The organism is Vibrio neptunius, assembly GCA_019339365.1.
In the GTDB taxonomy this organism is placed as follows: Bacteria; Pseudomonadota; Gammaproteobacteria; order Enterobacterales; family Vibrionaceae; genus Vibrio; species Vibrio neptunius.
Window position 1 is genome coordinate 1915982 of the sequence record CP079859.1, and the last position, 25043, is coordinate 1941024.

The 25043-nt window shown below is 43.3% G+C and carries 21 protein-coding genes and 3 pseudogenes; 21 read left to right on the top strand and 3 right to left on the bottom strand.

Annotated elements, in window-relative coordinates; all coding sequences use genetic code 11:
• The first annotated feature begins 482 nt into the window (after positions 1 to 482).
• The 3 genes from KW548_09165 (at position 483) to KW548_09175 (ending at position 3552) form a co-directional block, all read left to right on the top strand.
• A complete protein-coding gene (locus KW548_09165; GenBank protein QXX05429.1) occupies positions 483 to 932 on the top strand; it encodes a GyrI-like domain-containing protein in 450 nt (149 codons plus the stop codon).
• A 418-nt stretch (positions 933 to 1350) separates the two neighbouring features.
• Positions 1351 to 1995, top strand: coding sequence for a hypothetical protein (locus tag KW548_09170; GenBank protein ID QXX05430.1), 645 nt, complete (start codon positions 1351 to 1353; stop codon positions 1993 to 1995).
• Between the two features lie 396 nt (positions 1996 to 2391).
• Positions 2392 to 3552: a hypothetical protein gene (locus KW548_09175; protein QXX05431.1), complete on the top strand. Its 1161-nt coding sequence runs from the start codon at positions 2392 to 2394 to the stop codon at positions 3550 to 3552.
• A gap of 653 nt (positions 3553 to 4205) precedes the next feature.
• On the opposite strand, the gene KW548_09180 is transcribed toward KW548_09175, so the two are convergent.
• Positions 4206 to 5285 carry a hypothetical protein gene (locus KW548_09180; GenBank protein QXX05432.1) on the bottom strand — a complete coding sequence of 360 codons (1080 nt, stop codon included), beginning with the start codon at positions 5283 to 5285 and terminating at the stop codon, positions 4206 to 4208.
• A 1210-nt stretch (positions 5286 to 6495) separates the two neighbouring features.
• On the opposite strand from KW548_09180, the gene KW548_09185 reads away from it, so the two are divergent.
• The 10 genes and pseudogenes from KW548_09185 to KW548_09230 all read left to right on the top strand — a co-directional run bounded on the left by KW548_09185 (position 6496) and on the right by KW548_09230 (position 14986).
• Positions 6496 to 6822, top strand: coding sequence for a hypothetical protein (locus KW548_09185; protein QXX08023.1), 327 nt, complete (start codon positions 6496 to 6498; stop codon positions 6820 to 6822).
• 234 nt (positions 6823 to 7056) lie between these two features.
• The gene (locus tag KW548_09190; GenBank protein QXX05433.1) at positions 7057 to 7476 is read left to right on the top strand and encodes a hypothetical protein; all 420 of its coding nucleotides are present in this window, start codon (positions 7057 to 7059) and stop codon (positions 7474 to 7476) included.
• Between the two features lie 266 nt (positions 7477 to 7742).
• Positions 7743 to 7913, top strand: a complete 171-nt coding sequence (locus tag KW548_09195; protein ID QXX05434.1) for an acetyltransferase — start codon at positions 7743 to 7745, stop codon at positions 7911 to 7913.
• Positions 7913 to 8313, top strand: a pseudogene (locus KW548_09200) (type II toxin-antitoxin system death-on-curing family toxin). Before KW548_09195 ends, KW548_09200 begins: the two are co-directional and overlap by 1 nt.
• Before the next feature lie 508 nt (positions 8314 to 8821).
• Entirely contained in the window at positions 8822 to 9178 is a 357-nt protein-coding gene (locus KW548_09205; protein QXX05435.1) for a hypothetical protein, read from the top strand.
• Positions 9179 to 9650: 472 nt separating this feature from the next.
• Positions 9651 to 10010 carry a hypothetical protein gene (locus KW548_09210; protein ID QXX05436.1) on the top strand — a complete coding sequence of 120 codons (360 nt, stop codon included), beginning with the start codon at positions 9651 to 9653 and terminating at the stop codon, positions 10008 to 10010.
• 666 nt (positions 10011 to 10676) lie between these two features.
• Positions 10677 to 11171, top strand: a complete 495-nt coding sequence (locus KW548_09215; GenBank protein QXX05437.1) for a hypothetical protein — start codon at positions 10677 to 10679, stop codon at positions 11169 to 11171.
• A 387-nt stretch (positions 11172 to 11558) separates the two neighbouring features.
• Positions 11559 to 12719 carry an IS3 family transposase gene (locus KW548_09220; GenBank protein QXX05438.1) on the top strand — a complete coding sequence of 387 codons (1161 nt, stop codon included), beginning with the start codon at positions 11559 to 11561 and terminating at the stop codon, positions 12717 to 12719.
• Between the two features lie 61 nt (positions 12720 to 12780).
• Positions 12781 to 13782 (top strand): hypothetical protein, encoded by a 1002-nt coding sequence (locus KW548_09225; GenBank protein QXX05439.1) that lies wholly within the window; start codon positions 12781 to 12783, stop codon positions 13780 to 13782.
• Positions 13783 to 14389: 607 nt separating this feature from the next.
• Complete coding sequence (locus KW548_09230) at positions 14390 to 14986, top strand: hypothetical protein (GenBank protein ID QXX05440.1); 597 nt, start codon at positions 14390 to 14392, stop codon at positions 14984 to 14986.
• Between the two features lie 133 nt (positions 14987 to 15119).
• Here KW548_09230 and KW548_09235 read toward each other — a convergent pair whose 3' ends face one another.
• Positions 15120 to 15257 carry a hypothetical protein gene (locus KW548_09235; protein QXX05441.1) on the bottom strand — a complete coding sequence of 46 codons (138 nt, stop codon included), beginning with the start codon at positions 15255 to 15257 and terminating at the stop codon, positions 15120 to 15122.
• A gap of 324 nt (positions 15258 to 15581) precedes the next feature.
• Entirely contained in the window at positions 15582 to 15860 is a 279-nt protein-coding gene (gene rplY, locus KW548_09240; protein ID QXX05442.1) for a 50S ribosomal protein L25, read from the bottom strand.
• Between the two features lie 339 nt (positions 15861 to 16199).
• Between rplY and KW548_09245 the strand changes: the two genes are divergently transcribed.
• From KW548_09245 to KW548_09280, 8 genes and pseudogenes are all read left to right on the top strand, one after another.
• Positions 16200 to 16928 (top strand): glycosyltransferase, encoded by a 729-nt coding sequence (locus KW548_09245; GenBank protein QXX05443.1) that lies wholly within the window; start codon positions 16200 to 16202, stop codon positions 16926 to 16928.
• Positions 16929 to 16946: 18 nt separating this feature from the next.
• Positions 16947 to 18221 (top strand): LssY C-terminal domain-containing protein, encoded by a 1275-nt coding sequence (locus KW548_09250; GenBank protein QXX05444.1) that lies wholly within the window; start codon positions 16947 to 16949, stop codon positions 18219 to 18221.
• Positions 18222 to 18330: 109 nt separating this feature from the next.
• Positions 18331 to 18991, top strand: a pseudogene (locus KW548_09255) (winged helix-turn-helix domain-containing protein).
• Positions 18984 to 19433: a hypothetical protein gene (locus KW548_09260; GenBank protein ID QXX05445.1), complete on the top strand. Its 450-nt coding sequence runs from the start codon at positions 18984 to 18986 to the stop codon at positions 19431 to 19433. The pseudogene KW548_09255 and the gene KW548_09260 overlap by 8 nt, the downstream one beginning before the upstream one ends.
• A gap of 189 nt (positions 19434 to 19622) precedes the next feature.
• Positions 19623 to 20825 carry an efflux RND transporter periplasmic adaptor subunit gene (locus KW548_09265; GenBank protein ID QXX05446.1) on the top strand — a complete coding sequence of 401 codons (1203 nt, stop codon included), beginning with the start codon at positions 19623 to 19625 and terminating at the stop codon, positions 20823 to 20825.
• Positions 20812 to 23892 (top strand): annotated as a pseudogene (locus KW548_09270) (efflux RND transporter permease subunit). Before KW548_09265 ends, KW548_09270 begins: the two are co-directional and overlap by 14 nt.
• The gene (locus KW548_09275; GenBank protein QXX05447.1) at positions 23883 to 24572 is read left to right on the top strand and encodes a winged helix-turn-helix domain-containing protein; all 690 of its coding nucleotides are present in this window, start codon (positions 23883 to 23885) and stop codon (positions 24570 to 24572) included. Before KW548_09270 ends, KW548_09275 begins: the two are co-directional and overlap by 10 nt.
• Positions 24565 to 25017 carry a hypothetical protein gene (locus KW548_09280; protein QXX05448.1) on the top strand — a complete coding sequence of 151 codons (453 nt, stop codon included), beginning with the start codon at positions 24565 to 24567 and terminating at the stop codon, positions 25015 to 25017. Before KW548_09275 ends, KW548_09280 begins: the two co-directional genes overlap by 8 nt.
• The last annotated feature ends 26 nt before the right edge of the window (positions 25018 to 25043 follow it).

Sequence of the window (25043 nt, forward strand, 5' to 3'; positions counted from 1 at the left end):
TTCCGTGAACGCGTTGAACCGACGTTTGGTAGCCCAATACGCGCTATGTACTTTACATTGTCTCAAAAATGCCCATGAATACTGTTTTTATATACAGTATGTGTTAGAGTGCGATTGAAATCTTCAGTATTTGGATAGCTGATTTTCTTTAGGTTTTCAGCAATTAAAAGGGCTAAAGATGATTTTCAATCATGTCTCAATTGGTGTCTCTGATGTAGCAAGAGCGGTTAAATACTCCGCTACGGCAATCTCACTAGGTGCTACATGCGAAGGTCTGCCGGGTTTTAGACCAGAGTATGGTGAAACCTATTAGGCTGCATTCATTCGAGATCCGGATGGAAACAAAATTGAAGCGGTCAGTATCTAGGTTCAGCACCGATAGCATTGGAGTTTGCATCCGCAATCGCCATTGAACGGGTAGGTGGCAGTATCAGTGTCTCGCGTCTCACATTTAAATAGACGCTATACAACTAGGAGGAAAAATGAACATTGGTGAGATAAACGGTTTTGACCTGGCAGGTTATGCCATTCGTACGACTAACGCAGATGAAATGAATCCATCGACTGCAAAAATTGGAGAGCTTTGGGCCAAGTTTTACGCAAACGCTGCTCCAAAATTGAACGAAAAGTCAAAAGTTTACGGTGTGTACACTAACTATGAATCTGATTTTTCGGGGGCTTTTGAAGTTATCGCTTGTTCGGATACGTTATCACCAGAGCGATTGTCAGACTCAGTAAAAGTGAAGATCGCTTCTGGCAAATACGTGACGTTTACTGCAAGCGGTGAGATGCCACAAGCCGTTATAGACCTATGGGGAGAGGTGTGGAGCTACTTTAGTAGTGAAAATTGCTTGTACCAACGAGCATACACAACAGACTTTGAATACTATAAAAGTGCCCATGAAGTCGAGATTGCTATTGCGGTTAAATAGTGACTTAGCAAGTGTTTAAGCGTATGAATTTAAAGATAAGTTAAAATTATTTTACAAGGTCGATTCAAAATTGATGATTATAATATTGACACCGATCTCATTATAAAGATGACGTCTTGTATTCATCTGATGGAATATATAGGGTGCCGACCTGGTGTGATATCAATCCCATATGGCATTTCATTCCAATCAAGCGTCATCGAATCGTCAATGGCCAACGCACGTAATATCGGCAAAATTAGGCCCGATGTTGAAACTAATCAAAGGTCATCGCAATCTCGATACGCTTTAGCAAAAAGTCTATGGCCCAGTGAAATCTACTTCATTTGAAAAGGGTGATCTAAAACGTCAGCACCCTGCCAGCACTGGTAACCAGACCATTTCACTTTATTGAAAACATTGATTAAGGCTTATATCCATGTTGAAGAAAACTCTACTCGCGACGACAGTGGCACTTTTTACAACCTCTACTTTTGCCGCCGACATCGACACTAACAATCTCGATATCGCTTTCCAAGGTGCCCATTTCCAAGGTGCGGGTAACCAGATCACTATGTTGCGTGTACCAGTTACTAACACGGACACAGGTGAAACTCAGTTCTTCGACATGAGTGCAGAGTTTGCCGTAGATAAGAACGGCAAACTGTTGTTTAAAAACACAAACTCTGTGAAATCAGTCGGTTTTGCAAGTGCTAATCAACTGGTTGCGGGGCATTATCTTGATAACCGTCAGCGCAGTTGGTGGGTTGATGGCCCCTCTGTAGGAGCAGATGGAAGACAAATTTGGAGCATCCAAACTTTTAACGGTTTCTCGGGGCGTTCTGCAGGTGGTCAAATCATGAGTGGGCCTCTTAAATCGAATGAACTCGCTGCCAACGCGGATGGGTTTAAACAGGTGCTAAAAAATGCCTCTGCACTAAATTATGGCATCGTTAATGATGACGATCTCATTAGTGCAGCACAATCAGGGAAGATGATTTCAATGGTGACATACAGCTCTGATGGCGAACCAGCTCGTTCGTGGAGCCTTCGTGCTGCACCAGAACCACAACCTGAAGACTAAAAGCACGGGGCCATATTGTCTGTTTTGGCGGACTCTTGTGTTGTTGCCTCCTCAGTCTAGTACGGGGAGGCAAAATCTTAAGCCTATAGCGATGGGTTTAGCCAAGGAAGCAACGAGCTAAAGACAGTGCTTATCATGAGTTAGCAAAATTGATTGAGAGTCGAGTTACTCGTGAAACAAGTCCAGTAAAGAATTGTATTTTACGCTTGTGATTGCTCTCGCAGCTCATTGAGTAACGCTAAAACCTGAGTATAAAAGCGCGCATCTGACATTTTTCATCGAATAAGCTATTGCGAGCAGGAGCTGTTAACCGTTGGCTGGGTTCCGCTTCGCTTCACTTCACATTTCAGCCCACAGGCAACAACCCCTGGTTAGGGGGTTAGCCATAAGGAATGTATGAGACTAATCTATCTAACCCTGATATTTATTTCTTCGTATTCTTTTGCGGGTACGAAGAGCTTGATGTTTTCTTCAGAGACAATTAATGAAGAAGTTACCGTTCAAGTATCTTTACCAGACACATACGAACATTCCGATAGTTTCAAATATCCAGTATTGATAGCTCTGGATGGTTCGACTCAGTTTGAACATATTGCGGCAAGTGTTCGCTTCTTAAGTACTTATGCCATCATTCCTGAGATGATTGTGGTCGGTGTAAACACCCCTTACAACCGACTAAAATTCTATACTCACACTGAGCTCGAACAGTATAAAAATCGATCTGGCCAAGCAGAGTTATACAAGCAATTTTTACAAGATGAACTGCTAAATAAGATAAAAGAACATTATCGCTTAGCACCATATCAAGTGATTTCAGGACACTCATTATCGGGTCTATTCACCAGTTATTTAGCTTTGAGTGACGGTTCGGAGTTTAATGCGGCCATTTCTATCAGTCCGAGTTTGTGGTGGGACAAGGCTACGCTTATCAGTGAATATTCAAAATATCAAAAACTTGAGAGAGATAAGCCTGTAAAGTGGTTCTTGAGCTTAGCGAATGAGCCCGGTGAAATGAAAGATGCATTTAGCTCAATGATAGAATCACTCAACAGAAAATCGCCCAATAATGTCATTTGGGCTCATGCAAACTACCCCAATGAAACTCACGATAGCACCCCCTTAATAGGCAATAGCCAAGCACTTAAAGTTATTTTTGATGGGTGGAATGCGGTACCCGAAGTAGACGTGATGTCATTGAAAGAGTTACAAGCTTTCTATTTGGCAAAATCAAATGAGTACGGCTATACGTTTCCGATGTCGGTTCACCAATATAATGTCTACGGATTAAAAGCGGCCTATGAAGGCAAAGTGGATTGGGGAGTAGAGATATTAGAGCAAGGCGTTAAGACCTTTGGTGCATCAGAAATTCTCTGGGATAGTTTGGCGACGGCATATTCACTGAATCATGAGTTAAACCAAGCCATGGATGCATCTGAAAAGGCCTTGTTGCTTGCAAAGAAAAATAACTCTTTGTTTCTTAATGAAATTGCGGCTCAAAACGAAGCGTTAAAAGATAAACTGGCTAATCACGCTGTCACAGATGATAAGCAAAGTTAGAGGTTTTTAGAGCCAAAAGAAGGCGTATGCGACAGCTTTTGGAATCCATAGGGTAGGGTTGACTGCATTGACGGCCAACCCATCTATGGCACACTTCATATCCACCGCCAGAAAGTCCAAAAGTCTGAGACTTATGCGGTCGCAATTCCAGTTACTCAGGCGATCAAAGATATTATCGACCTGTCCAAAACCTCAGGTTGCATTGCCCATACGTGGGGCATAGAAAGCCTTGCCATAAAGAGTCACTAATTTAGCAAGATCACTGACTCATTTCTGTCCAATAGCTTTCTGGCGGGGCGTGTAACACCGAAATGCCCCCAAACGTGCTATTAGAGTTGGCTTAAGTTGAATCGAATTTGAAACCTACAATACTGACGCTAATTTGCTAGTTTTAAAATACCAAATCTAATGGATGGCAAGAAGTAAAACCTAATGAGCACAAGTTCTGTAATTGGTTCAAGTTTGTCCTCTGAACCATTCTTTGCAAGAGACTTGAGCTTTACAAACTGAGGTTCTACTCCATTATAGGGGGATCAGCATTTATTTTACGCTCGATTCATTATTCTTATTCGGTCTTTTTCAAAACTCCTAAAACCATATGATATTATGAATAACATTTTTATGCGGGAATATTCGCAAAAAAGCAATTGGTACTATACCTTTCTCAGTAAATGTTGCATTATCATGTGATGTAATTTCTCTCCAGCCTTTTCAGCGACAATGAGAGCTGCCGGACATACAATGTCTATAATGTTAGGGTTCATATACGAGCAAGGAGATAATCCAAGAATCTCGCGCGCAAAGGTAGCAATTACCCTTCCTGTTCTGATATTACCGTTGGGTAGCGCATGCAGTTGATCAATACGCCATTCCAATGTGGCAAGTGCAGCCTTTCTTTCCGAAGCATCGTTAATTACAATTGCCTCTAAAGTCGAATTTGCAACTTCGGTTAAAATTTTATCGAGCTTAACACCTTCGCCGCAGCTAATGGAATTTCCGTCCCATTTACATTCATAAATTTTGGTGTCTTTCAAAATGACATTTTGCATACTCGTATAAGCTACATTAACATCTTCTGCCTTCAGATATTGTTTTAAAACAGCATCATTTTGTATCGCATCGAAATATTGGGTATAGCTTAAATCATTCATGAACCTATGACGGGTAGTCCAATCTGGAGTTTCCATGTAGGGTACGATAACATCACCAAATTTGGACATACGTGCCTTTAGTCTTGTCAGGGATTCTCTATCTTTAGCTTCAGTGTCATGAGTTTGCATTAACTTTGTAACGTCGTAGAGTTCAAGTAATACAGAAATAATATTTGGAATTGTCCAATCTTCCGTACAAATATCAATTGGTATAGCGTCACTCCAGACTGAGTCGCTCACACAGATGCTACGATGAATTCTCATAATGGTATCGGCTTTCAGAAGAAATTTTAATTTTTCCGACTGATTCTCGAAATTTTTTAATTCTTTGTCTAGGTAATCAAAGGTTCTAAGCAACTTACAAATGTCGCTAGTGCGTCCGTCCGATTTACTATTTAGCCCACTTGCTGGCACAAAATCTTCGTCACACTCCTTCCAGACGTTCTTGTCAATTAAGGAAATAACATCCTCCGGAGCTAGGTTAGCAGTACCTTTCTGGTATAGATCTTTGACTACACCATTTAGAATATCTCTGCCATCTACAACACTAACTAAATGTTTTAGTTTGATTTCTGCATCCATTTTAATACCTCATTAAATTATTGGGATATTTTTTTTCTCGATATAGGACAATTAATCTATCTGAACAGGCGTCTGGAGTATTAAGTGAACTCAAAACTGGCCATAAATAAGCAGTCTTGTGCCCGACAACCTAACTTTAGGCGGATATCAATTCCTCATGTTGTTGCCAATATTACAAGAGAGTAGGAAGTTGGAACGCGGTATAAATAACCAATCATTCGGAATAAATGATTACTCTATATAGATTATTGTCATAACGCTTGACTGCTACAGTTTCACTATACTTTCTTTCATCTATATAGGTGGAATGAAAGTTTTTGCTATAAAAAAGTTTTGTCCAAACCTCATCCCTTACTCGACACATTGTTAACACACCTCTTTACAAGGTACTGATTTGTGACCAGTGAATCGGCCTACGCGCTGAAGCCGTTGACTCTTCTTAACAGCAGATCCAGAAAAACCGTTGGTTTCCATTGAGCGATAGTCAGCGAGACGGCATCGTGAAAACGCTTAAGGCAGAGCAAACTCTCACCTCGCGTTAATTGGCTACCAATGAGCAGGCACAGAATCACTGAGCTTTGGAGTAGGGTGCTCGCTCTAAATTATTGTTAGTAATGGAATTTTTACTCTTCTTACGAAGATAACCCCCACGCTCTCTTTTGTGTATTGATAAAATGTATATTTTGACGCGTTTACATTAAGTTTCAGTTGCTTATGATAGGTTAATGGCAAGTCAGGCAGAGAGAAAAACGAGACTGCCTGTTGTTAAGAATGTTATGTGTAAGAGGTATTTGTGAAATTTAGAGAAGACTATGGTGTATGGGTATGTCCCCATGTATTTAAAAAAACACGACCAATCTTGCTATCGGTTAGAGATTATGACGGTAGTTGGCAGTTTTTGTGTGGTTTAGAAGGGTGTGTTGAAAGTGGAGAGCCTCACCATGTAGGAATAGGGCATCTCCTGTCCGAGGACTCCACGCTTGACGAACTTACAATTATGGAACCGGGGTCATATGCCGAACGTAAAAGCTTAAAGTCGAAGTGGAGCTTTGGAAATTTAGAAGATTAAACACATTACAAGCTGCTTCAGACGGACTATCAACGCTCGGCGATTTTGGTTCTAGTTTGGTACAGTGTTTACGGTGGTTTGTTTGAGTTCAGTGGTTGTGTTGCTAGCCACTTAGCAGGGCGCTGGCGTCAGGAGGAAGAGTTGGATAATCAGTTTAAAGATTTAGCAAGCGAACATCCGAGAGCCGGTAGCAAACTAGGAATTGCACTCTCTACCTTAAGTCAGGTTCCGATTAATGGTATGAGAGTCGCTCCCGAAAATGGTACTAATGGTTGGTATATCTGGTGCGGTGAAGAGTTATCTTCAAACGCAGACTTCTTTGCCCCGCTACATGTTGAGCATATAGTTAAATACCTACCTCAAGTGCAAGCTTATCTTGGTTTGCCTCCTGGCTACCGTTTCCTAATAGATAACAATGGCTACGAAGATATCTGGTATGACAGCAGCTTGTTGGAAGGAAACGCCTAACACATATGAGCCTTCTACCTGTCAATAGGCAATAACATCCTGTTGGCTGCGCGAGCAGCCAATGCTCTTCGAACAACAAAGTTATCTACTTCGCTTTGTCATTTCGGCCATCAAGCACGGATTGTTAAGGCGTCTGTCCTAATTGGATTTGCTTAAGAATGTTATGCTCAGAACTGGTTGCCATAGATGCAGTTAGTTGTATATTTGAGGGGGCGTTTACTCTAAGGATTTGACATGGATATCTTCGAACATATTAAAAGACACTCTGCATGGTTTATCATCCCATTCACTTGGATAGCTTATTATATGGACTTTGGCGTAAGTCATGTTAGTGGCGACGAGGGTAGCCAATCCTTCTTGTTTATATCTGAAAGTATAGTTTTTGGTGTGCAGACTGTCGGTACAATGTTGATGGTTGCTTTTGCTCTTGTATTGTCTTACGCCTTGCTCTGCTATCTCGCAACATATTTCCAAGACAACTTACTTTTTATCATTATATCAATAATATGCCTTTGCTTTGGTATGCTAGGTTTGTTCAAAGAAATCGATGGCATTCCATTTAGAGATATTAATCTGCTTTGGCATTTATCGAGCTTATCTATTGGTGTTTGGTTAGTGCATGTAATTAGTGTCCCTGCTCTTAATGAAGCATAACAAGGCCATCAAGGTTATGGTACTAATCTCGGGGAAAGGTCATCACTAGACACTCAGGCTCAGCCAAGGTGTAAGCAACTTTGCTGTTCGTTTATGGGTGCGCACCAAAGTCTTTTGGTGTGTGTCCTGATTTTAATTCGAAATATAAGTAAGATCAGAATTAAGAACGAGTAAGGAAGAAATCCTACAGGCTCGTTACGTTTTTTGGTGAGATTGGTAGTATGATATACTTGAATTTGTTGTTTTAGTTTTAGAGGGGAAAGCAGATGAATAAGAAAGTTGAGTCTTATGGTGTAGGCGCTGTTGAAAGACCTAGGGTTAAAGCTACGAAAAAGCTCGATTTGTCAGGTGTCTATGGTCAGCAGATTGTTAAGTCAGAGTCCAAGTTAGCATTGAGAACTCATCGAAAAACGTTTGAAAAACTGGCTCATATGTAATGGACATTATTTGCTTTCCATTCGAGAGAGTCATAGAAATCAATACATTCATACTAGATACTGAGCCTGGTATGAATGGAGCTGTCGATATTCCTAAATGTAGGGAGCTTTAGGGAGGATAGATAATGCTATTGTTTACGATGGTTTGGATGATATTTTTGAGATTGCAGCAAAATATACAGCTAGTATTGCGGTAGCTCATGCACTTCCGGATGCAAATAAACGAACTGGCTTAATGGTAGCTCTTGAGTACTTGTCTTTAAATGACTTTGAGTTGACAAGTGATAACGATTTGTTGGCTGATGCAGTTCGAGACCTAGTGCTTGCTGAAATATCGGAAACCGATTTTGCAGATATTTTGTATGCTCAATATGCACAAGAAAACAACCTCGTAGACTAAACATAACACATATGACCCTTCTGCCTGTCAATAGGCAATAACATCCTGTTGGCTGCGCGAGCAGCCAATGCTCTTCGAACAACAAAGTTATCTACTTCGCTTTGTCATTTCGGCCATCAAGCACGGATTGTTAAGGTGTCTGTCCCAATTGGATTTATAGGGAATTAACGGAACCTTTATCGCAAACAGTAGAAGATATGCGCTCAACTCAAGGATCAGAAAGTTTTAAAGGGCACTATCAAAAATTTATGTCTATGTTAGCTGATCATATGCAGGTTTTGGGTCCAGTAGTTGCGCCATTTTTACCAGCACTCGCATCAGTGGCATAGTGCCTTAACAAGGCAATCAAGGTGACCCGCGTAGTTGACTCGATCTAGTGGACATCTTCAATACTAATTGGAGGTTACCAGGATTATTGAGGTGTCTGTCCCAATTGGATTTGAACCCACGAAATTGGAGACTAGCACCTCATGGGGGGCATTATGTCTATATTCCTAAGGTGATAAATATGAAAAATATCGATGAATTTGGTCAGTTGATATCTAAAAGTTTACGAGACCAAGCCTTGGAAAGGTGCTTGGATATCATAGAACGAAAAGTGAAATCTCAAGAATGTATAGAAATCAACGACAGCTTATCTAGCTTAACGGATGAGCAAATCTCCGTCGTAAAGCGGCTAGTAACTAGCTGCGTTGATACTGGTATTCATGATTTTCTTTATACTCTTGGTGAGAAACAAGACGAACTGTCTGTATCAATAAATGGCAAAGCTATAGCCAAAGAGTCAGATGGGTTAAATGGTGAGTTATTCTCTGACGACGGTTGGTTTGCTAAATACAGTAAATATGGTGAGTCTGGAATATAACACATATGAGCCTTCTGCCTGTCAATAGGCAATAACATCCTGTTGGCTGCGTGAGCAGCCAATGCTCTTCGAACAACAAAGTTATCTACTTCGCTTTGTCATTTCGGTCATTAAGCATGGCTTACGACAAACACATATTGAGGATCTCTTATTGCGGTCTCGCCGCTGCCTATGACTTGTCATAGGGTCACTAGACACTTATCGGTTAACCTCAGCAGGCGCTATTCAAAAAAATGGTTAAACAGTTGTTTTCCAGTTATCTTCAGGCTCAGCCAAGGTGTAAGCAACTTTGCTGTTCGTTTATGGGTGCGCACCAAAGTCTTTTGGTGTGTGTCCTGAATTCATCAGATTAATGTACAAAACTGGGCACTCACTATACGGTGATGCATCGTTCAGAAAAGATATGAGAATCACTTAACCGCGCACATAATAAGAATGTTATGCGCTAGCGTATTTAAATATCGAGGGATTTATGGGTAATGAACTTCCAAAAGCGATGGTATTGAAAACAATAGATGGTAGACATGTGGGTTTCATGTTGTTATCTCCCAATTCAGGCGAATCAGGAGAGTGTGTTTTCAGCTTATCTGCGTCATCTTCAGAGGCAATCGATAGCAATTTAGGGCTCGTTCTATCTGAGCTTAAAGTTTCTGGTGAGCATAAATACGTAGTGGAAACCATAAAAGATGGGTACTTAATTAATATTTCACCAATAGGCCTACCTAATGTTCAAGTTCAGCTTAATCATCAGTTATACGGAGATATAGTTACTGATATTGAAGGCCGAGTCGCTTGTATTGGAACAGCTGAAGTGGTGGGGCAAAGCGCCTAACACATATGAGTCTTCTGCCTGTCAATAGGCAATAACATCCTGTTGGCTGCCCGAGCAGCCAATGCTCTTCGAACAACAAAGTTATCCACTTCGCTTTGTCATTTTGGTCATTAAGCACGGATTTTTAAGGTGTCTGTCCCAATTGGATTTTGCAAAAAGCCCTAAATCGTTCGTCACATCTTTGGTAAGCTTTACTTTCTTGGTCGGGTATCTCTTCTCTGCCTCAAACAATAGAAGCCGTTTTCTGTGACGGGCTTTTCTAAACCTCATCCTTTACTCGACACATTGTTAACACACCTCTTTACAAGATACTGATTTTTGACCAGTTAATCGGCCTACACGCTGAAACCGTTGACTCTTCTGAACCCCAGCGATATCCTGCAAAAGCACTGGCAAAATCCGGTGCCGGGATTGATACCCCGTTGAACATTCTACGCATAGTAGCTAACTGAACTGTTGGCTTTCGCTATGTGTGCTTCGGCGCACCCGTCGAAATTCGAATTGCTTAGTTATTGCGCAATTCGATTCGGTATTACGGTGAGCTGGGCGAGGCAGCTTCGGCTGGCCGTTTCGAATGTTCCGGTAGTATCAACCTTGTTCAGTTCACCACCCTTTGTTATGGGGTCTCTGTGTGGTGATGGAAATGTTTTCCTGTTGGAGGTTACCATGCCAAAACTCACAGACGAGCACGTTCTGAAGGTTCTCAACTCTATTTGCTATCGCATTCACACCGAGCCGGAATCGATTCGCTCCCATATGCGTGATTTATCGACGCTGCTCAATGGGCCCGACCCTAAACAAACGTCCAAATATAGCTGGCTTGAAGCGATTATTAGACAAGCGCAACTCAATCGCTTTACTGAGCATTGCTCCCCATCTCGTGACACCCCCGATCTCTGTTTAGTTAAGATGCAGAACCAAAATGCCTATAATTTATGTTTTACCCAAGACGTTGACCAATGTATTTGTCGTTTACAGTCTTTGTGTGCACAGCCGATCGAGCTGGTGGCGCATGGGAAGGCGAAACTCAGCCCAGACGCACTGCTTGAGGTACTGTCTGAACCGCAGATCCAGAAGAACCGCTGGTTTCCGCTATCTGATAGTCAGCGAGACGGCATCGTGAAAACGCTTAAGGCAGAGCAAACTCTCACCTCGCGTTAACTGGCTATCAACGAGCAGGTCTGATATTACAGAGGTTTGGAGTTGAGTGTTCGCTCTAAGCTTTTGGGGTGTTCATTTATACCGTTTATTGGGGTTAGACTCGGTTTGAGTATGAAAAGTGGCTTGTTTTGTTGAGAGTTCAGTCTTGTTTAGCTGTTGAAGGGTTTTATAAGTTATTGTTAGCCATAGGATTAGCGCAATTCTTGCCAAGATAACGCGCTCGCGCGTTTTTATGTGATGGAAGAGTGTGCAACATTGTGCGCATTAGATGGTTTTTAATGAGTTATGGTAATTTGATTAAAAGTCAGGTGGACAGAAAATGTAGTGGTTTAATGATCCCGGACACCAAATTAGGTGGTAAAGTCTCCACCATACATGAGGTGTTCAATGACAAAACGACAACGACGTACATTTTCTTCTGAATTCAAAGTAGAAGCTGCAAGCTTGGTTCTTGATCAAGGTTACTCAATATCTGAGGCGGCACGCTCTCTAGACATCGGTGATACAGCCTTACGACGCTGGGTCGAGCAACTAAAGATTGAGCGTGGCGGAGAAACGCCAACGGTTAAAGCTTTGACGCCAGAACAGCAGAAGATCCAAGAGTTAGAAGCTAGGATTAATCGCTTAGAAAGAGAAAAATCCATACTAAAAAAAAGCTACAGCTCTCTTAATGTCGGACGAACTAGAACGTTCTCGCTAATTGACCAGTTGAGGGAGCACGAAACGGTCAAAGTTCTTTGTGAGCTGTTCGATGTTGCGTCTTCCTGCTACTACGAGTTTAAACAACGAAAGCCGGATGTTAATCGCATTCGGTTAGCCAGCAGAATGAAGCAGCTCTTTAACATGAGTCGCGGCGCTGCTGGTAGCAGAACTCTTGCTTCTATGCTGAAGTCTGAAGGCTTTGATGTCGGACGTTTCAAAGTACGTAAGCTTATGCAAGAAGCAGAGCTGATAAGCAAACAACCGGGCTCGCATCGCTATAAGCAGGCTAAGCTAGAGCGACCAGATATCCCCAATAGGTTGAAGCGTGAGTTCTCTGTTACCACTCCAAATGAAGTTTGGTGTGGCGATATTACTTACATCTGGTGCGGTTCAAAGTGGAGTTATCTGGCTGTTGTACTCGACCTATTTAGCCGTCGTGTAGTGGGTTGGGCACTATCAGACAAACCTAATGCAGAGTTGACTTGCAAAGCCTTGGACATGGCTTGGGAACAACGAGGACGACCTAACAACGTGATGTTCCACTCAGACCAAGGAAGCCAATACAGTAGCCTAAAATACCGTCAAAGGCTTTGGCGATATCGCATAACTCAGAGCATGAGTCGTCGAGGTAATTGCTGGGATAATGCTCCTATGGAAAGGCTATTTAGAAGCCTAAAAACCGAATGGATACCAGCGACAGGATATTTAACCCAAACTCAGGCAAAGAGGGATATCAGCTATTACTTAATGAATTACTACAATAGGCACCGGCCTCATCAAGCAAATGATGGGCTGTCCCCAGTTACTGCCGAAAATCGGCTTAAGTTAGTGTCCGGAATTTGTTGACCACTACAAAAATTAGACTGTCTGTCATTAAGAAAATTAGGCGAATAATTTGGAGTTTTCAGTGACAAAATCATATGTAGCATTCTATCCATCAAAGCCTTACTGGGCTATCGCTCCTCTTAATGTCGATGAATCTCAGACACAGGCTAGTTTTACAGAGCTAATGAGTGAAATTGTTTTTGAGCATCAACATGAAAAGTTTGAGTTAGCAATCTGTCGCGATGGACGAATCATGCTCAGTTTGAAAGATGCTAGCAGATCTTTAGACCTGAATCTTGAAGAGACGATAGACCGTTGGGGTCTTTATCTTAGTTATCTAAACGCTTTTTATTTGGTGTTAGACTCGGCAATCATTCTGACTTCTCGTATTGCAATATTTTCTCTTCATGAGGTAACTAGTCGTGATGCTTTTTCTATGACGGTTGAAGGAAGTCGTGTTAAAGGCGAGAACATTTCCACTGAAAGTATAGCTTCGACATATCAAATGGCTAGGTACTTATCCAGTTATAGACGGGACATTCCATTAAGCATCGATAATAGAATTTTAGCTAGAGGAATCGTTAGTGCCGAGGCTCTGAAACTAGCTGTTTGTAATTTTGAGTTGTTATTTTCATTTCCAGGTATGGAGAAATCAATAGCATCTATCTCGAAAAGCATAAGCGAATATAAGATTGGTAATTATGATACATCAATCGTCTTAGCTTGGTTCTGTATCGAACGCCTATTATCGAAAAAGTGGGTGGAGTATTTAATTTCATTTAACCAAATCGGAGAAGAAAGTAAGCGAGTTAACTCAGAAAGATTAAAGAAACTGACGGATCGAGACTATACGATTAGCATTATCATCAATATGCTTGAACTAGGAGGCGTGCTTCCGTTTGCATTGTATAAAAAACTTGAAAAAATTCGTGTTGCTAGGAACAAAATAGCGCACTCAGATCTAAAGTATAAGCCCAATGCTGAAGACTCATCATTAGCAATCAATATAGCTTTAGAGCTCGTTGAACTTTTCCATAAGCTAGGGTTAAAACCTAGTTTGTCATTACAGGTTTCTGGTATATGAGTCGCTTAACAAGATGAAATCCACGATCATTGGTATTGACCTAGCCACTAAGGCTATCCAAGTATGTGTTTATTTAAACTCAAAGGTGCTTTCCAATAAAGAACTGACACCTCAGCAGTTTAGTGAGTTGTTGCGTCAACAGTCTCCATGTGTCGTGGTATTGGAATCTTGTAGTAGCTCTAACTACTGAGCTCAATATTGTCGAACGATGGGCCATGTATTAGTCACTAAGGCGGTCTTTGGTGGGTCTTTTGGTGTGTGTACTGAATTTAATATACGTTTGATGGCATGTTTCACTGTGGTATTGGTGTCGAGAGCTCTTACAATTTTAGTGAGTGTTAGGTCAGAGCCATCAAAAACCGCTTTGGTTGCAAGTATCAGAGAACTAAGTCGTTTTTTGTGAATTTCAGGGCATTGATTCACAATAGTTTGCTGTAGAATTGAATGTCGCGCATCGTTAGGGCTCCCTATTAGATCGATTTAATCAGGTGTGTTTTTGGCGAAATTCATTAGATAAGAATGAGCGATGCGCGTCTACTCATTGTTTTATATAGAAATTATGAGGGGATTCGTAAGAGCAAGGCGTTAACTATCTTAAGGGAATTACATGGACATTAGTAATTATATAACTCCACTTGCTGGTTTAGTTGGGATAATGGTTAGTATCACTACTCTTTTAATTACCTTCCAAAAGCTAAAAAGTATAAGAGGAGAACAAGCCAAAGAGCTACACAGCAAGTATTCCACAATTAAGGGACTCGCAAGTGACCTTGATAACAACTATCCGGAGATACTAATTTTACTCAATGGAATTACAAGGGCAGAGTTAACTAAGGGTGAAATCGAGTGGTTTTTAAATGAACCCGGTGCTTTCTTAAAACTTGAGCATTATGGCAGAATAAATGGTAGGTATTGCACTGTCGACTTAGAACTTAATGAGTTTTCTCTAACTGAAATAGTTTCAACTCGTAAAAAACGAATGATTGAAAAACTGAGAATTGTGAGTGTAGGCTTTGGTTTACTTGCATTCTTGTCTTTGGTTTGGTGTGTAATCATATATCAAGTTAATGATGCGGCTACTGTATACCTCGCACTTACATTTTGGCTTATTTATTTTGTAGTTATCTTGTGGGGAACTAATATGCTCTGGGGAACCATCAACAAAGCGGTAAACCTACAAGGGAAGCCATTAAAAAATAGTTAACACATTTAATGCTTCAAGATACTTTTTCTAATCCAATTTTGGCTCGTTATAATCCATACTTTAACGTGCTTTTGTTTAAAAATGAGTAAGCCCCTCCGGTCAATTTAAAGCTAAGCAGCTGCTACTAAATGCTCTATTCGTAGCTGCCATCTTCGTTTATTTCATCCAAACCAACCTCTTCCTTAACCAGATCCGCCCACTCATCTGCATGTGCAGTGTGAGCATCTAATCCTTCGAGTCGTTCTTGCTCGGTAAAAGTCTTGTTATCCATTCCTGTAGCCTCATTAGTAAGCGATTTAATAGGAAGTGCAACAATGATATAGGATTTACTCGCAAACCGTTTAGATGTTCTTGGAGGCACTCTCATACATGACTTAATCCACACAGAAATGATGTGGCTATTGTAGCGTGAGTTAAAGTGACTAAGTTTCAGTAAGTTGAAGAGAATTGAGAGCGTTTTTGAGGGCCCAAAAACGGTGAAACCCCGATGTTGGTAGCATCGGGGTTTCGAATTTTTAGATTTCTCGGTTGGTAAGTCCGATTATCTTATATGCAAAAGGCTGGATTTAATCCGATTTAATTCCTTGGTAGGGAATTAGATGCGGATGAAGTCCATGTGCTCAACTTTTGGCTTGTAAGCGTGACGCTGAACGTCTTGTGGCTTAACTTTAACTTCTGCGCCGTCGATCACTAGAACGATACCTTCGTAGAACTCAGGCTTGTCCATTTGGTTAACAACGTCGTCGTGGTTAAGAACGATAGATACTGGCGCAGCCTCACCACCGTAAACGATAGCAGGGAATTGACCAGCGTGACGTAGGCGGCGGCTCGCACCTTTACCTAGTTCAGTACGTACTACTGCTTCAAATTTCATAGTATTTACTCTCAAATATGAAAAAAATAACGTCACATTCTGCGATGCGACCTCGCGTGAATGTGGTAAACGCTTTCGAGTAATTGGTAGTAACTCTTCAAGCGAGCGCGGATACTATCACTGTCTTGCTTTTCCCGCAATAGGAAACCCATCTAACTGGTGATCTTTTGAGTAAATACTTTCAGTGGCTTAGCCTTGGTTGCAAAAGGAGCCACTGGCTCACATTACAGTATCCAAAGTAGGCCTTCAATCTGAACCGAATCTGAACATTCTCCTCACTAATGATTAAGTCTCACCGGCGTATTGTACATATCGTGAATGATTGATGAGGAGTTCATTATGGGACCAGTAAGTATTGTTGTTATTACCTTGGATGAAGAAAAGCGCATTGGCCGTTTGATGGAAGATTTGAGCAAGCAGACACATCGCGATTTTGAAGTGATTCTTGTCGACTCAGACAGCGAAGATGCGACAAGAGAAGTGGCCAGCGCGTATGAGGCTTCTCTACCTGCATTGACGGTGCATAAGATGGAAACGCGTGGTGTGAGCCTAGGGCGTAATACGGGAGCCACTATGGCTAAGCATGAGCGTTTGTTGTTTCTCGATGCCGATGTGCGACTAGCGCCAAACTTCTTAGCCAACGCCGTCAGCCAGTTAGAAGAAAAGCAGCTTGAGGTTGCGGGTGTGTATATGGGTGCCAAAGATCTGCCCGTGGTGCACAAGCTAGGTTATGGTTTGTTTAACTTAGGTCTGTTTACAACGCAGTTTATTTTCCCCACCGCGGTAGGGGCGTGTATTTTCTCGACCAAACGCGTACATGAACAACTGAATGGCTTTGATGAGCAAATCGTATTGTGTGAAGACTGCGACTATGTGAAACGCGCCAGCAAGACGTGGCGATTCCGCTTGTTGAACCTGACGTTTGGTTTTGACCCTCGTCGCTTAGATCAAGAGGGTATGTTCAAAATGGGCATGACTTATTTTAAAGCCAATGTTCGCCGTTTCTTCTTTGGGGAAATGCGCAATAACGAGATGGAATACAAGTTCGGCCACTACAAAGAGCAATAAAGCTCAGGGATCTTGGTGATGTTTGAAGGAGCTAGCCTGTTTGTTGGGGCCTTACTGGATGCGCTGATAGGCCCCAATCTATTTGTACCGGGAGAGCCTTTTCTGATCGCTGCGGGTTATCAGTTGCATCAGGGGGTTATCACTGGCGTTTTTGCGGTACTGCTTGGTGGCTTGCTTGGCGATCAGGCCAGCTATTTCATAGGACGAAAAGTAGGGTTACCTGCTCAGAAGAAACTGGTTAAGTGGCAGCCTAAGACTAGGCGTCCGATAGCCCGATGTCGCCATCTGATGGCAAAGCGAGGTAACACAGTATTGGTGTTTGCTCGTCTACTTGGGCCTATTGCATGGGTGGTCCCTTTTATGGCCGGAACCCACAAGGTAACATGGAGACGCTTCAGCATCTTCTCTTCGATAGGCCTAGTGTTGGGCGTTGGCCAATTTGTGATGTGGGGCTATCTGCTCGCTTATGGTATCGATTCATTGCCAATCGTTGCTGAAGTCAAAGCCGTCATTGTTGAGCACCAAACCAGCCTGATGGCTGTTGCTGCTAGTGTTATTTTTCTGTTTATCGGTAAACGCTTAAAGTGGCGTTTAATGTTGCCTAAATTCTCGCTGTTTCTGCTGGGCTCGATGCTGTATGCCAACTACACGCATTTTTTCCATCTATCTGATGATTTTGCTGTGCAGACAGGGCCAGCTGCCAAAATTGCGCCTACAGCGCTTAACTTCAAAGCCTATCCGGGGAAATCTTCCGTGTTTGATGCCCAGGCAATCAATGTGCTCTATTTTGGGGAATCTCCTCGTCAACTGATGTCACAACTTGGCTGGATAGAAAATCACACTTTTTCACGTCATGAGATTGACCCATCCATATATTTGGATTTGATGAATAACCAGACTCCACCAGTGTCTGATTTGTTTTGGAACCAAATCCCTCAAGATATGGCGTTTCAGCTGCCCGGAGATTGGGTTCAGCGAAGCCACATTCGTTGGTGGAAGGGAGGAGTAGACCCACAAAGTAATCAGCCGTTTTGGCTAGGAGCAATAAGCTATGACGATGGATTAACGCTTACTGCTTATTCGGGCATTGTTACCGTACTACACACCGTAGATCCGAATGTGGATGAAGAGCGAGATAAACTTGCTCAACAAGTGAAGTTGGTACGGCCGCAGCGAACCATCGCTTTTGAACCGCTTTCTGTGCCAACTGCGTTAGATGATCAACATGACTATTTTACGGATGGCCAAGTATTGGTTATTAAAGAAGCAATGGTGGCTCACGCTGGAAAATAGCCAACAAAAAGCTTTGCGAAAACTCACTCTTCTTGGGTTGGGTTTTTCTTTTTTTCAAGTTTTGAGATATGGTTAGAGAATAGAACGTTCCCCCATTCAGTCGATTACGATGCTGATAATTAATAATAATCATATTCTCAATTTGCTTGCCGGTTCAGTGGAAAACGCGGAGTCCGGCCAAAAAAACATGCTAGGCGGTAACGAAGTTGCGTTGCTTCAATACATGATCGAGCACCCTCATAAACCTCTATCTAAAACCGAACTTTTGCAACAGGTCTGGCATAAAAAAAGGCGTCATTGTTGAAGAAAGCAGTTTGTTGCACTGCGTGTCAAGCTGCCGCAAGGCACTCCAAGATAAAAACGGTGAAATCATCAGCACGATTCGTGGTGTGGGTTATCAATTTAACGGTGATGTCAGGGAATACGCACCTGAGGTTGTTGCTAATGAGGTGGCACCCTTAGTTTCGCCTGACAATGTGGTGGCCTCAGATCTTGCGTCAACGGTATTGAAAAAGCGTAATGCACGTTATTTGGTGTCGTTTAGTTTGAGTGCATTGGTAGGATACCTGCTTATGTTTAATTTACGCTCGCCTTGGGTTGAAGCTGACTATACGGAAACGCGTTATTTGGGGTGTACGGTTAAAACGGATAAGCCGATTACACTGGCTAATGTCCGAGCTTTCCAAACGGGTAATCAGGTGATCTTGGTTGATCAGGATGGCACGTCGGTCAGTTACCTGCCAGAGGAAGTGGAGGTGGTGTGTGAGTAAGACCATGGCGATCACCAGTGTCATAGCTGGCTTAGCAATTGGTGGTATGGCGGCTTACGTCAACTCTCCGACCATGCACCAAAACTTCGAAAGTCACACGAAAATTGTTGTCCCCAAAATCGAAGGCAGTGAGTTAGTTAATATGCGCGCTTCAATGAACTTGAAGCGCTCTGGTCAGTATGAATTGTATTTTTTAACCGGCAATCTGGTTGGATTTAATACCGCAGGCAACTACCATTTTGATTCTTATGGGTTATCACTCATGCCGACCTCTGCTGAGCAAGTTGTCCCAGATGGTAAAAAGTTAAACCTGATGGAAACGATGTTTAGTCAACGGGGAATGCACTCAATGGAAGATTTGAAAGTCATTCGTATCGGTAAAGCACAAACGATCTTGGTTGCACCAAGGTACTCCTACCTGTTTATTTTTGCAGAGCCCTAGTGTTCAAAAATAGTGCAAAAGCCAGCATTTAGATGCTGGCTTTTTTGTGTATTTCTTCTTTTAAAACATGGGTTTGAGGTTTTTTAATAATGGTTAATGATTAAAGATTGCTCACCTGACAAAGCCCTAACTTAGTAAGGAAAATCTTAGGTATAACAAGCGGCAAGTTTCATCAATTAGAGACAAGTCATGAAAAATGCTAAGGCTTTACCGTTGTCTGTTTTATGCACTGCGAGCTCGGTTTACGCCGTTAACGTGATTGCACAAGACCAAGTTCCTGCTATTCCGGTCACCATCGAAGTGGTCACCGAGCAATCAAGCGCGGTTTCACTGAATGAAGTGGGCAAAATTAAAGCAACCGATTCTGCTGCGTTGACGTTCAGTGCAGGTGAAAAACTTAAGTCGTTAAAATTCAGCGATGGTGACGTGGTTAAGGAAGGCGAGCTCATCGCTCAACTTGATGATGACCAAGCTAAAGCTGAACTCGATAAAGCAGAAAGCTCGCTGGCCTTGGCTGAGTCTAAGCTAGACCGTGTGTTGGCATTGCTAAAGAAACAACCTGACTCCATGTCTGCTCAGGATGTCGAAGAACTGAAGCAACAAGCAAATCTGGCGCGTGCAGACTTCCGTCAAAAGAAAACGGATATGCAGAACTATCAGTTGGTTGCTCCATTTGATGGTCAGCTGACCAATTTTACCCACTCTGTTGGTAGTCGAGTGGAAGCAGCAACGGCTTTGGTAAGCTTGATCAAGCTTGATCCGGTGGAAGTGCATTACTCAATCAGCCAGTCAGAAGTCGGTAAAGCGAAGCTGGGTCAGCACGTGTCTTTAACGGTCGATGCATACCAAGACCAGACGTTCACTGGCAAGGTAAACTATATCGCACCACTTGTTGATGAAAGCTCTGGCCGTGTAGAAATTCACGCGCATTTTGATAACCCTGAAAATGCGTTAGTGCCAGGCATGTTCGCCAAGGTTTCTCAAACGATTGGTGAGGCAAAACCACACCTCGTCGTTTCTCAGACATCGGTTGGCGCTGACGGAGACCAGCGTTTCGTTTGGGTCGTTGAAGACAACAAAGCGATCAAGCGTCCAGTCGAGCTTGGTGAAAATACCAATAGTGGTTATGTGACAATTGAATCTGGCCTCAAACTAGGCGAAACCGTGGTTGTAACAGGCCGACAAAATCTCAATCACGAGGCGCCTGTCTCTGTTCAAAATACTACATCGCCAGTGACTTTGCCGTCACGCACTTTACCTGCTCAGCCAGCCATAGAAGCGGAGGCTGAGAAACCTGCCGCTGAACTTCCGACCGAAGTAGAAAAAGTACAAAAAAAGGTCGCTGAGCCGGCAAACGAAAAGCCTGCGGAGGTGACGAATGAAGCTGCCTGAGATATGCATTAAGCATCCAGTACTCGCATCAGTATTGAGCATTGCGATTGTTTTATTAGGCCTAGTTTCGTATCAAAAACTTGCGATTCAATATTTTCCTGAACGCCAGACGGCAACGGCAACGGTCAGTGCATCAATTACCGGGGCGAGCGCAGAGTTTATGTCACAAAACGTCGCGCAGGAGCTGATCACGGCGGTTACTGGTCTGGATAAGATCAAGACGATGACAACCGATTGTCAGGAAGGCAGCTGTTCTCTCAAGATCCAATTTGAGGATGGGGTCAGTGAGGTGGAGTATGCAAGCCTGATGAACAATCTGCGCAGTAAGGTGGATGGTATTTCTGACTTCCCCCAGCGATGACAGACAAACCGACAGTAACGGATGACTCTTCTGACACGGCAATGCCAAGTAACATTATCACATTCGTTAACCGTGGTGAGATGGAGAAGCAGGAGCTGTATGACTTCATCAGTCAGCAGATTGCCCCCCAGTTCAAAAACGTACTGGGTGTTGGTGGTGTGTGGGGACCTTACGGTGGCGCTAACCGAGCGATTCGTGTTTGGTTGCAACCTGAACGCATGGCCGCTCTGAACGTCAGTGCTTCTGACGTTGTGGGTACATTGAGCACTTACAATGCGACGTTTACTGCAGGGACGATCAAGGGTGAAGTCCGTGACTTCTCAATCAACCCTGTTAATCAGGTTACGTCTATTGAAGATGTGCGTGACCTCGTTATTCGTGTCGATAATGGCAATATTGTTCGTGTTAACGATGTGGCCGACGTTCAAATGGGTGAGGAGAGCCTTGAGCCAAGCATGCTTCATGTCGATGGTGATATGGCGATGTCTCTGCAGGTGTTACCACTTAAATCTGAAAACCCAGTGACGGTTGCGAACCGCGTAAAAGCGGCCATGGCAACGATGGAAGTACCGGACAATGTTGAGATGAAGATGGTCTACAATCAGGCTGACTTTATCGAAGAAGCGATTGACCAAGGTTTTATGACTTTGCTTGAAGCGATTGTGCTCGTATCGGCGATTGTTGTTTTGTTCTTAGGTTCACTGCGCGTTGCAGCGATTCCTCTTATAACCATTCCTGTCTGTGTGATCGGTGTATTTGGTGTGATGGCAATGTTGGGCTTTAGCATCAACGTGCTGACCATCTTAGCTATTATTCTTGCCATTGGCCTAGTGGTAGATGACGCTATCGTTGTGGTTGAAAACTGTTACCGACATATTGAGGAAGGTCTTTCACCATTTGCAGCCGCACTTCAGAGCTGTAAAGAAATTGTTTTTCCAGTCATCGCGATGACCTTAACGTTGGCCGTGGTGTACTTACCGATTGGTTTGATGTCAGGTCTGACGGCGGATCTGTTTCGACAGTTTGCCTTTACGCTAGCGGCATCAGTCATCATCTCAGGATTCGTAGCATTAACTCTATCTCCGATGATGAGTGCCTATATGTTGAAATCGGTGACAACGTCACCAAAATGGTTCCAGTGGGTCGAAACCAAACTGAACGCCATGACCGACAAGTATATGGTGTACCTGAATGCATGGTTTAAGCGTCCACGTCAGGTTTTAGCGGGTACTGCAATCCTGACTGTTTTGTCTGTTGTTGCTGTATGGTTTATGCCAAAAGTTCTTCTGCCTACTGAAGATACTGGCTTCATTGAAGTGACGTCTCATGGCCCTGCGGGGGCAGGTCGTCTCTACGACCTGGATAATGCAGACCAAATCAACGCAGTGTTTGCTGGCAATAACCAAATTGAAGCGAATCTGGCTTATATTGAAAGTGCTCCAACTAACCATGTGCTGCTGAAACCTTGGCAAGAGCGGAGTAAGAGCGCAGATGACATCATCAATGAGATGATTGCGAAAGCGAAACAAACCGTTTCGGCCTATACGACATCGTTCTCTGTTCGTTCTGCGGATAACCTTGATGTGGCAAATAACTTGATTCTTCAGTTGACGACGGTGAACCGCGATCTAGAGGAGTTATCTGATACCGCTGCAAAAGTGGCGGAGCTACTTGAGGATTACCCTGGACTGTCGAACGTAGATAACTCGACGCACCGCGACCAGTTACGATTTGATATGTCGATTGACCGTAATGCGATTGTGTTGTCTGGCGTAGACTATGGCAACGTCACCAATGCCATCTCTACTTTTTTTAGGCTCTGTGAAAGCGGCCGATCTGCAAGCCGATGATGGATTTACTTACCCAATTCAGGTTCAGGTAAACCGCCAAGCGTTAGGTGACTTTAAAGTTTTAGATAAGCTGTATGTGAGCTCTGAATCTGGTCAAAGGTTGCCACTGTCTCAGTTCGTATCGATTAAGCCTGTGACGGCAGAATCAAACATCAAAACCTACGCAGGTAAAGACGCCGCAGAGATCACCGCAGACTTGGCTCCGGGTTACAGCGCCGATGATGTTCAAGCGTTTCTTGATAAGAAGGTTCCTGAGCTGCTGAAATCGGGGCAAAGCTATGAGTACGATGGCGTGATTAAAGAGCTTAACGAGTCATCAGCGGGTATGCAGATGCTGTTTGGTCTGGCGCTGATCTTTATCTTCCTGATCCTTGCTGCTCAGTTTGAGAGTTTTGTAGACCCATTGGTGATTCTCATCACCGTTCCTCTGTGTCTGGTGGGGGCGATACTGACGTTAAGTGTCTTTGGTCAAAGCCTGAACCTGTACTCTAAGATTGGTTTGCTGACTTTGGTTGGTTTGGTGACCAAGCACGGCATCTTGATGGTGGAATTTGCCAACCTTAAGCGTAAGGAAGGTGTGGAAGTGATGGAAGCGGCGTTAATGAGTGCGCGCTCTCGTCTACGTCCTATCCTGATGACGTCTCTGACGATGATCATCGGTTCACTTCCTCTTGCTCTGGCAGAAGGTCCGGGTTCGCTAGGTCGAGTAAACATTGGTCTGGTTCTGGTCGGCGGTTTGACGTTTGGTACTTTCTTCTCGCTGTTCTTTGTTCCAATGGCTTATGTTGCGGTAGCAAAGCTTCGCGAAAAAGCGTATTGCGTAAGCAGCTCGTTGAGGGTTAAAGCATGTTACTGATTAATGAAAGCCATATTCTCGATGTTGAGCAAGGTTATATTCACAGTCAGGGGAGTAATGTTCGTCATCCGATAGGAATCAATGAGATAGCGCTACTGAACTATATGATCGAGCGAGAGGGTGAGACGCTGACTAAACACGAATTGATGCATGAAGTGTGGCTAAAGCGGGGCATCGTAGTCGAGAGCAGCAGTTTGTTACACTGCATCTCCAATTGTCGTCGAGCACTGGAAGATCGTGCTGGTGACATCATCCGCACGGTACGTGGTATCGGTTATGAATTTGTCGGAAGGGTAGAGACGTACCAGCCCGAAAGTGACCTTGAGCAAGTGGAAGAGGTCTTCGCTGAAAGGATGGAAACCTCCACCGATCAACAACTCGAAGGCGCGCTGCACAGTCGTATGGCGAAGTACCGCTCCCTGCTTATTGCAACTGGATGGTTTGTTTTTGGCGCAGTCGCCAGCTACTCAATCATCGAAAATTCGAGCTCACCATTGGCTTATGCCTCTTTTGAGCAGCAAGCGTTTGCCTCTTGTTGGTTTGCCCCGGAAAACAACGCAGCGAAAGTGCATTACCCAAATTCGACGTTATACGACTTTGGCGAGTTGACGTTGCTCGTGGACGAAAAAGGTCGATCTCTGAGTTTTAAATCAGACAGTGGAGTGCTCAGTTGTGAATAAATTATTGACCATTACTCCGCTTATCGCGGGCGTTGCCTTTGGGGCGGCGGTTTCGTATGGCGATGACAACCAAGTGAACCGCCATATGATCAGCCATACGGTAGTGCATGTGTCCTCTACCAATCCGGACGATGATTTTGCCGTTACGCTACCAATGAGAATTGAACTGACCCTGAAAGAGAACAGCAGCTACGACGTTTACGCGGTATTACCGCAAAGTCGAGTTGGCTATACGGGTTCAGGGCTTTACGAGCTTGACAGTGATGGTGTGTTTTTTGCTATGCAAGAACATCAACCGCTAGATATAGAACCGTTACGTAAGGGCATTATCGAGCAACTGTTCGTCAGACCTGGTTCCTTTGACGGTCACATGAAAGTGGCCAAATTGGGGGAAAACAATGCGGCGCTTGTGGGGCATAAAGTCATATTGCATATGACTTACTAAATCGGCGTTAATCGCAGACAAAAACG

Coding starts and splice junctions, on each gene's coding strand:
- KW548_09165 (QXX05429.1), top strand. CDS start 483: ATGAACATTGGTGAGATAAACGGTTTTGACCTGGCAGGTTATGCCATT.
- KW548_09170 (QXX05430.1), top strand. CDS start 1,351: ATGTTGAAGAAAACTCTACTCGCGACGACAGTGGCACTTTTTACAACC.
- KW548_09175 (QXX05431.1), top strand. CDS start 2,392: ATGAGACTAATCTATCTAACCCTGATATTTATTTCTTCGTATTCTTTT.
- KW548_09180 (QXX05432.1), bottom strand. CDS start 5,285: ATGGATGCAGAAATCAAACTAAAACATTTAGTTAGTGTTGTAGATGGC.
- KW548_09190 (QXX05433.1), top strand. CDS start 7,057: ATGGATATCTTCGAACATATTAAAAGACACTCTGCATGGTTTATCATC.
- KW548_09195 (QXX05434.1), top strand. CDS start 7,743: ATGAATAAGAAAGTTGAGTCTTATGGTGTAGGCGCTGTTGAAAGACCT.
- KW548_09205 (QXX05435.1), top strand. CDS start 8,822: ATGAAAAATATCGATGAATTTGGTCAGTTGATATCTAAAAGTTTACGA.
- KW548_09210 (QXX05436.1), top strand. CDS start 9,651: ATGGGTAATGAACTTCCAAAAGCGATGGTATTGAAAACAATAGATGGT.
- KW548_09215 (QXX05437.1), top strand. CDS start 10,677: ATGCCAAAACTCACAGACGAGCACGTTCTGAAGGTTCTCAACTCTATT.
- KW548_09220 (QXX05438.1), top strand. CDS start 11,559: ATGACAAAACGACAACGACGTACATTTTCTTCTGAATTCAAAGTAGAA.
- KW548_09230 (QXX05440.1), top strand. CDS start 14,390: ATGGACATTAGTAATTATATAACTCCACTTGCTGGTTTAGTTGGGATA.
- KW548_09235 (QXX05441.1), bottom strand. CDS start 15,257: ATGGATAACAAGACTTTTACCGAGCAAGAACGACTCGAAGGATTAGAT.
- rplY (QXX05442.1), bottom strand. CDS start 15,860: ATGAAATTTGAAGCAGTAGTACGTACTGAACTAGGTAAAGGTGCGAGC.
- KW548_09245 (QXX05443.1), top strand. CDS start 16,200: ATGGGACCAGTAAGTATTGTTGTTATTACCTTGGATGAAGAAAAGCGC.
- KW548_09250 (QXX05444.1), top strand. CDS start 16,947: ATGTTTGAAGGAGCTAGCCTGTTTGTTGGGGCCTTACTGGATGCGCTG.
- KW548_09265 (QXX05446.1), top strand. CDS start 19,623: ATGAAAAATGCTAAGGCTTTACCGTTGTCTGTTTTATGCACTGCGAGC.
- KW548_09275 (QXX05447.1), top strand. CDS start 23,883: ATGTTACTGATTAATGAAAGCCATATTCTCGATGTTGAGCAAGGTTAT.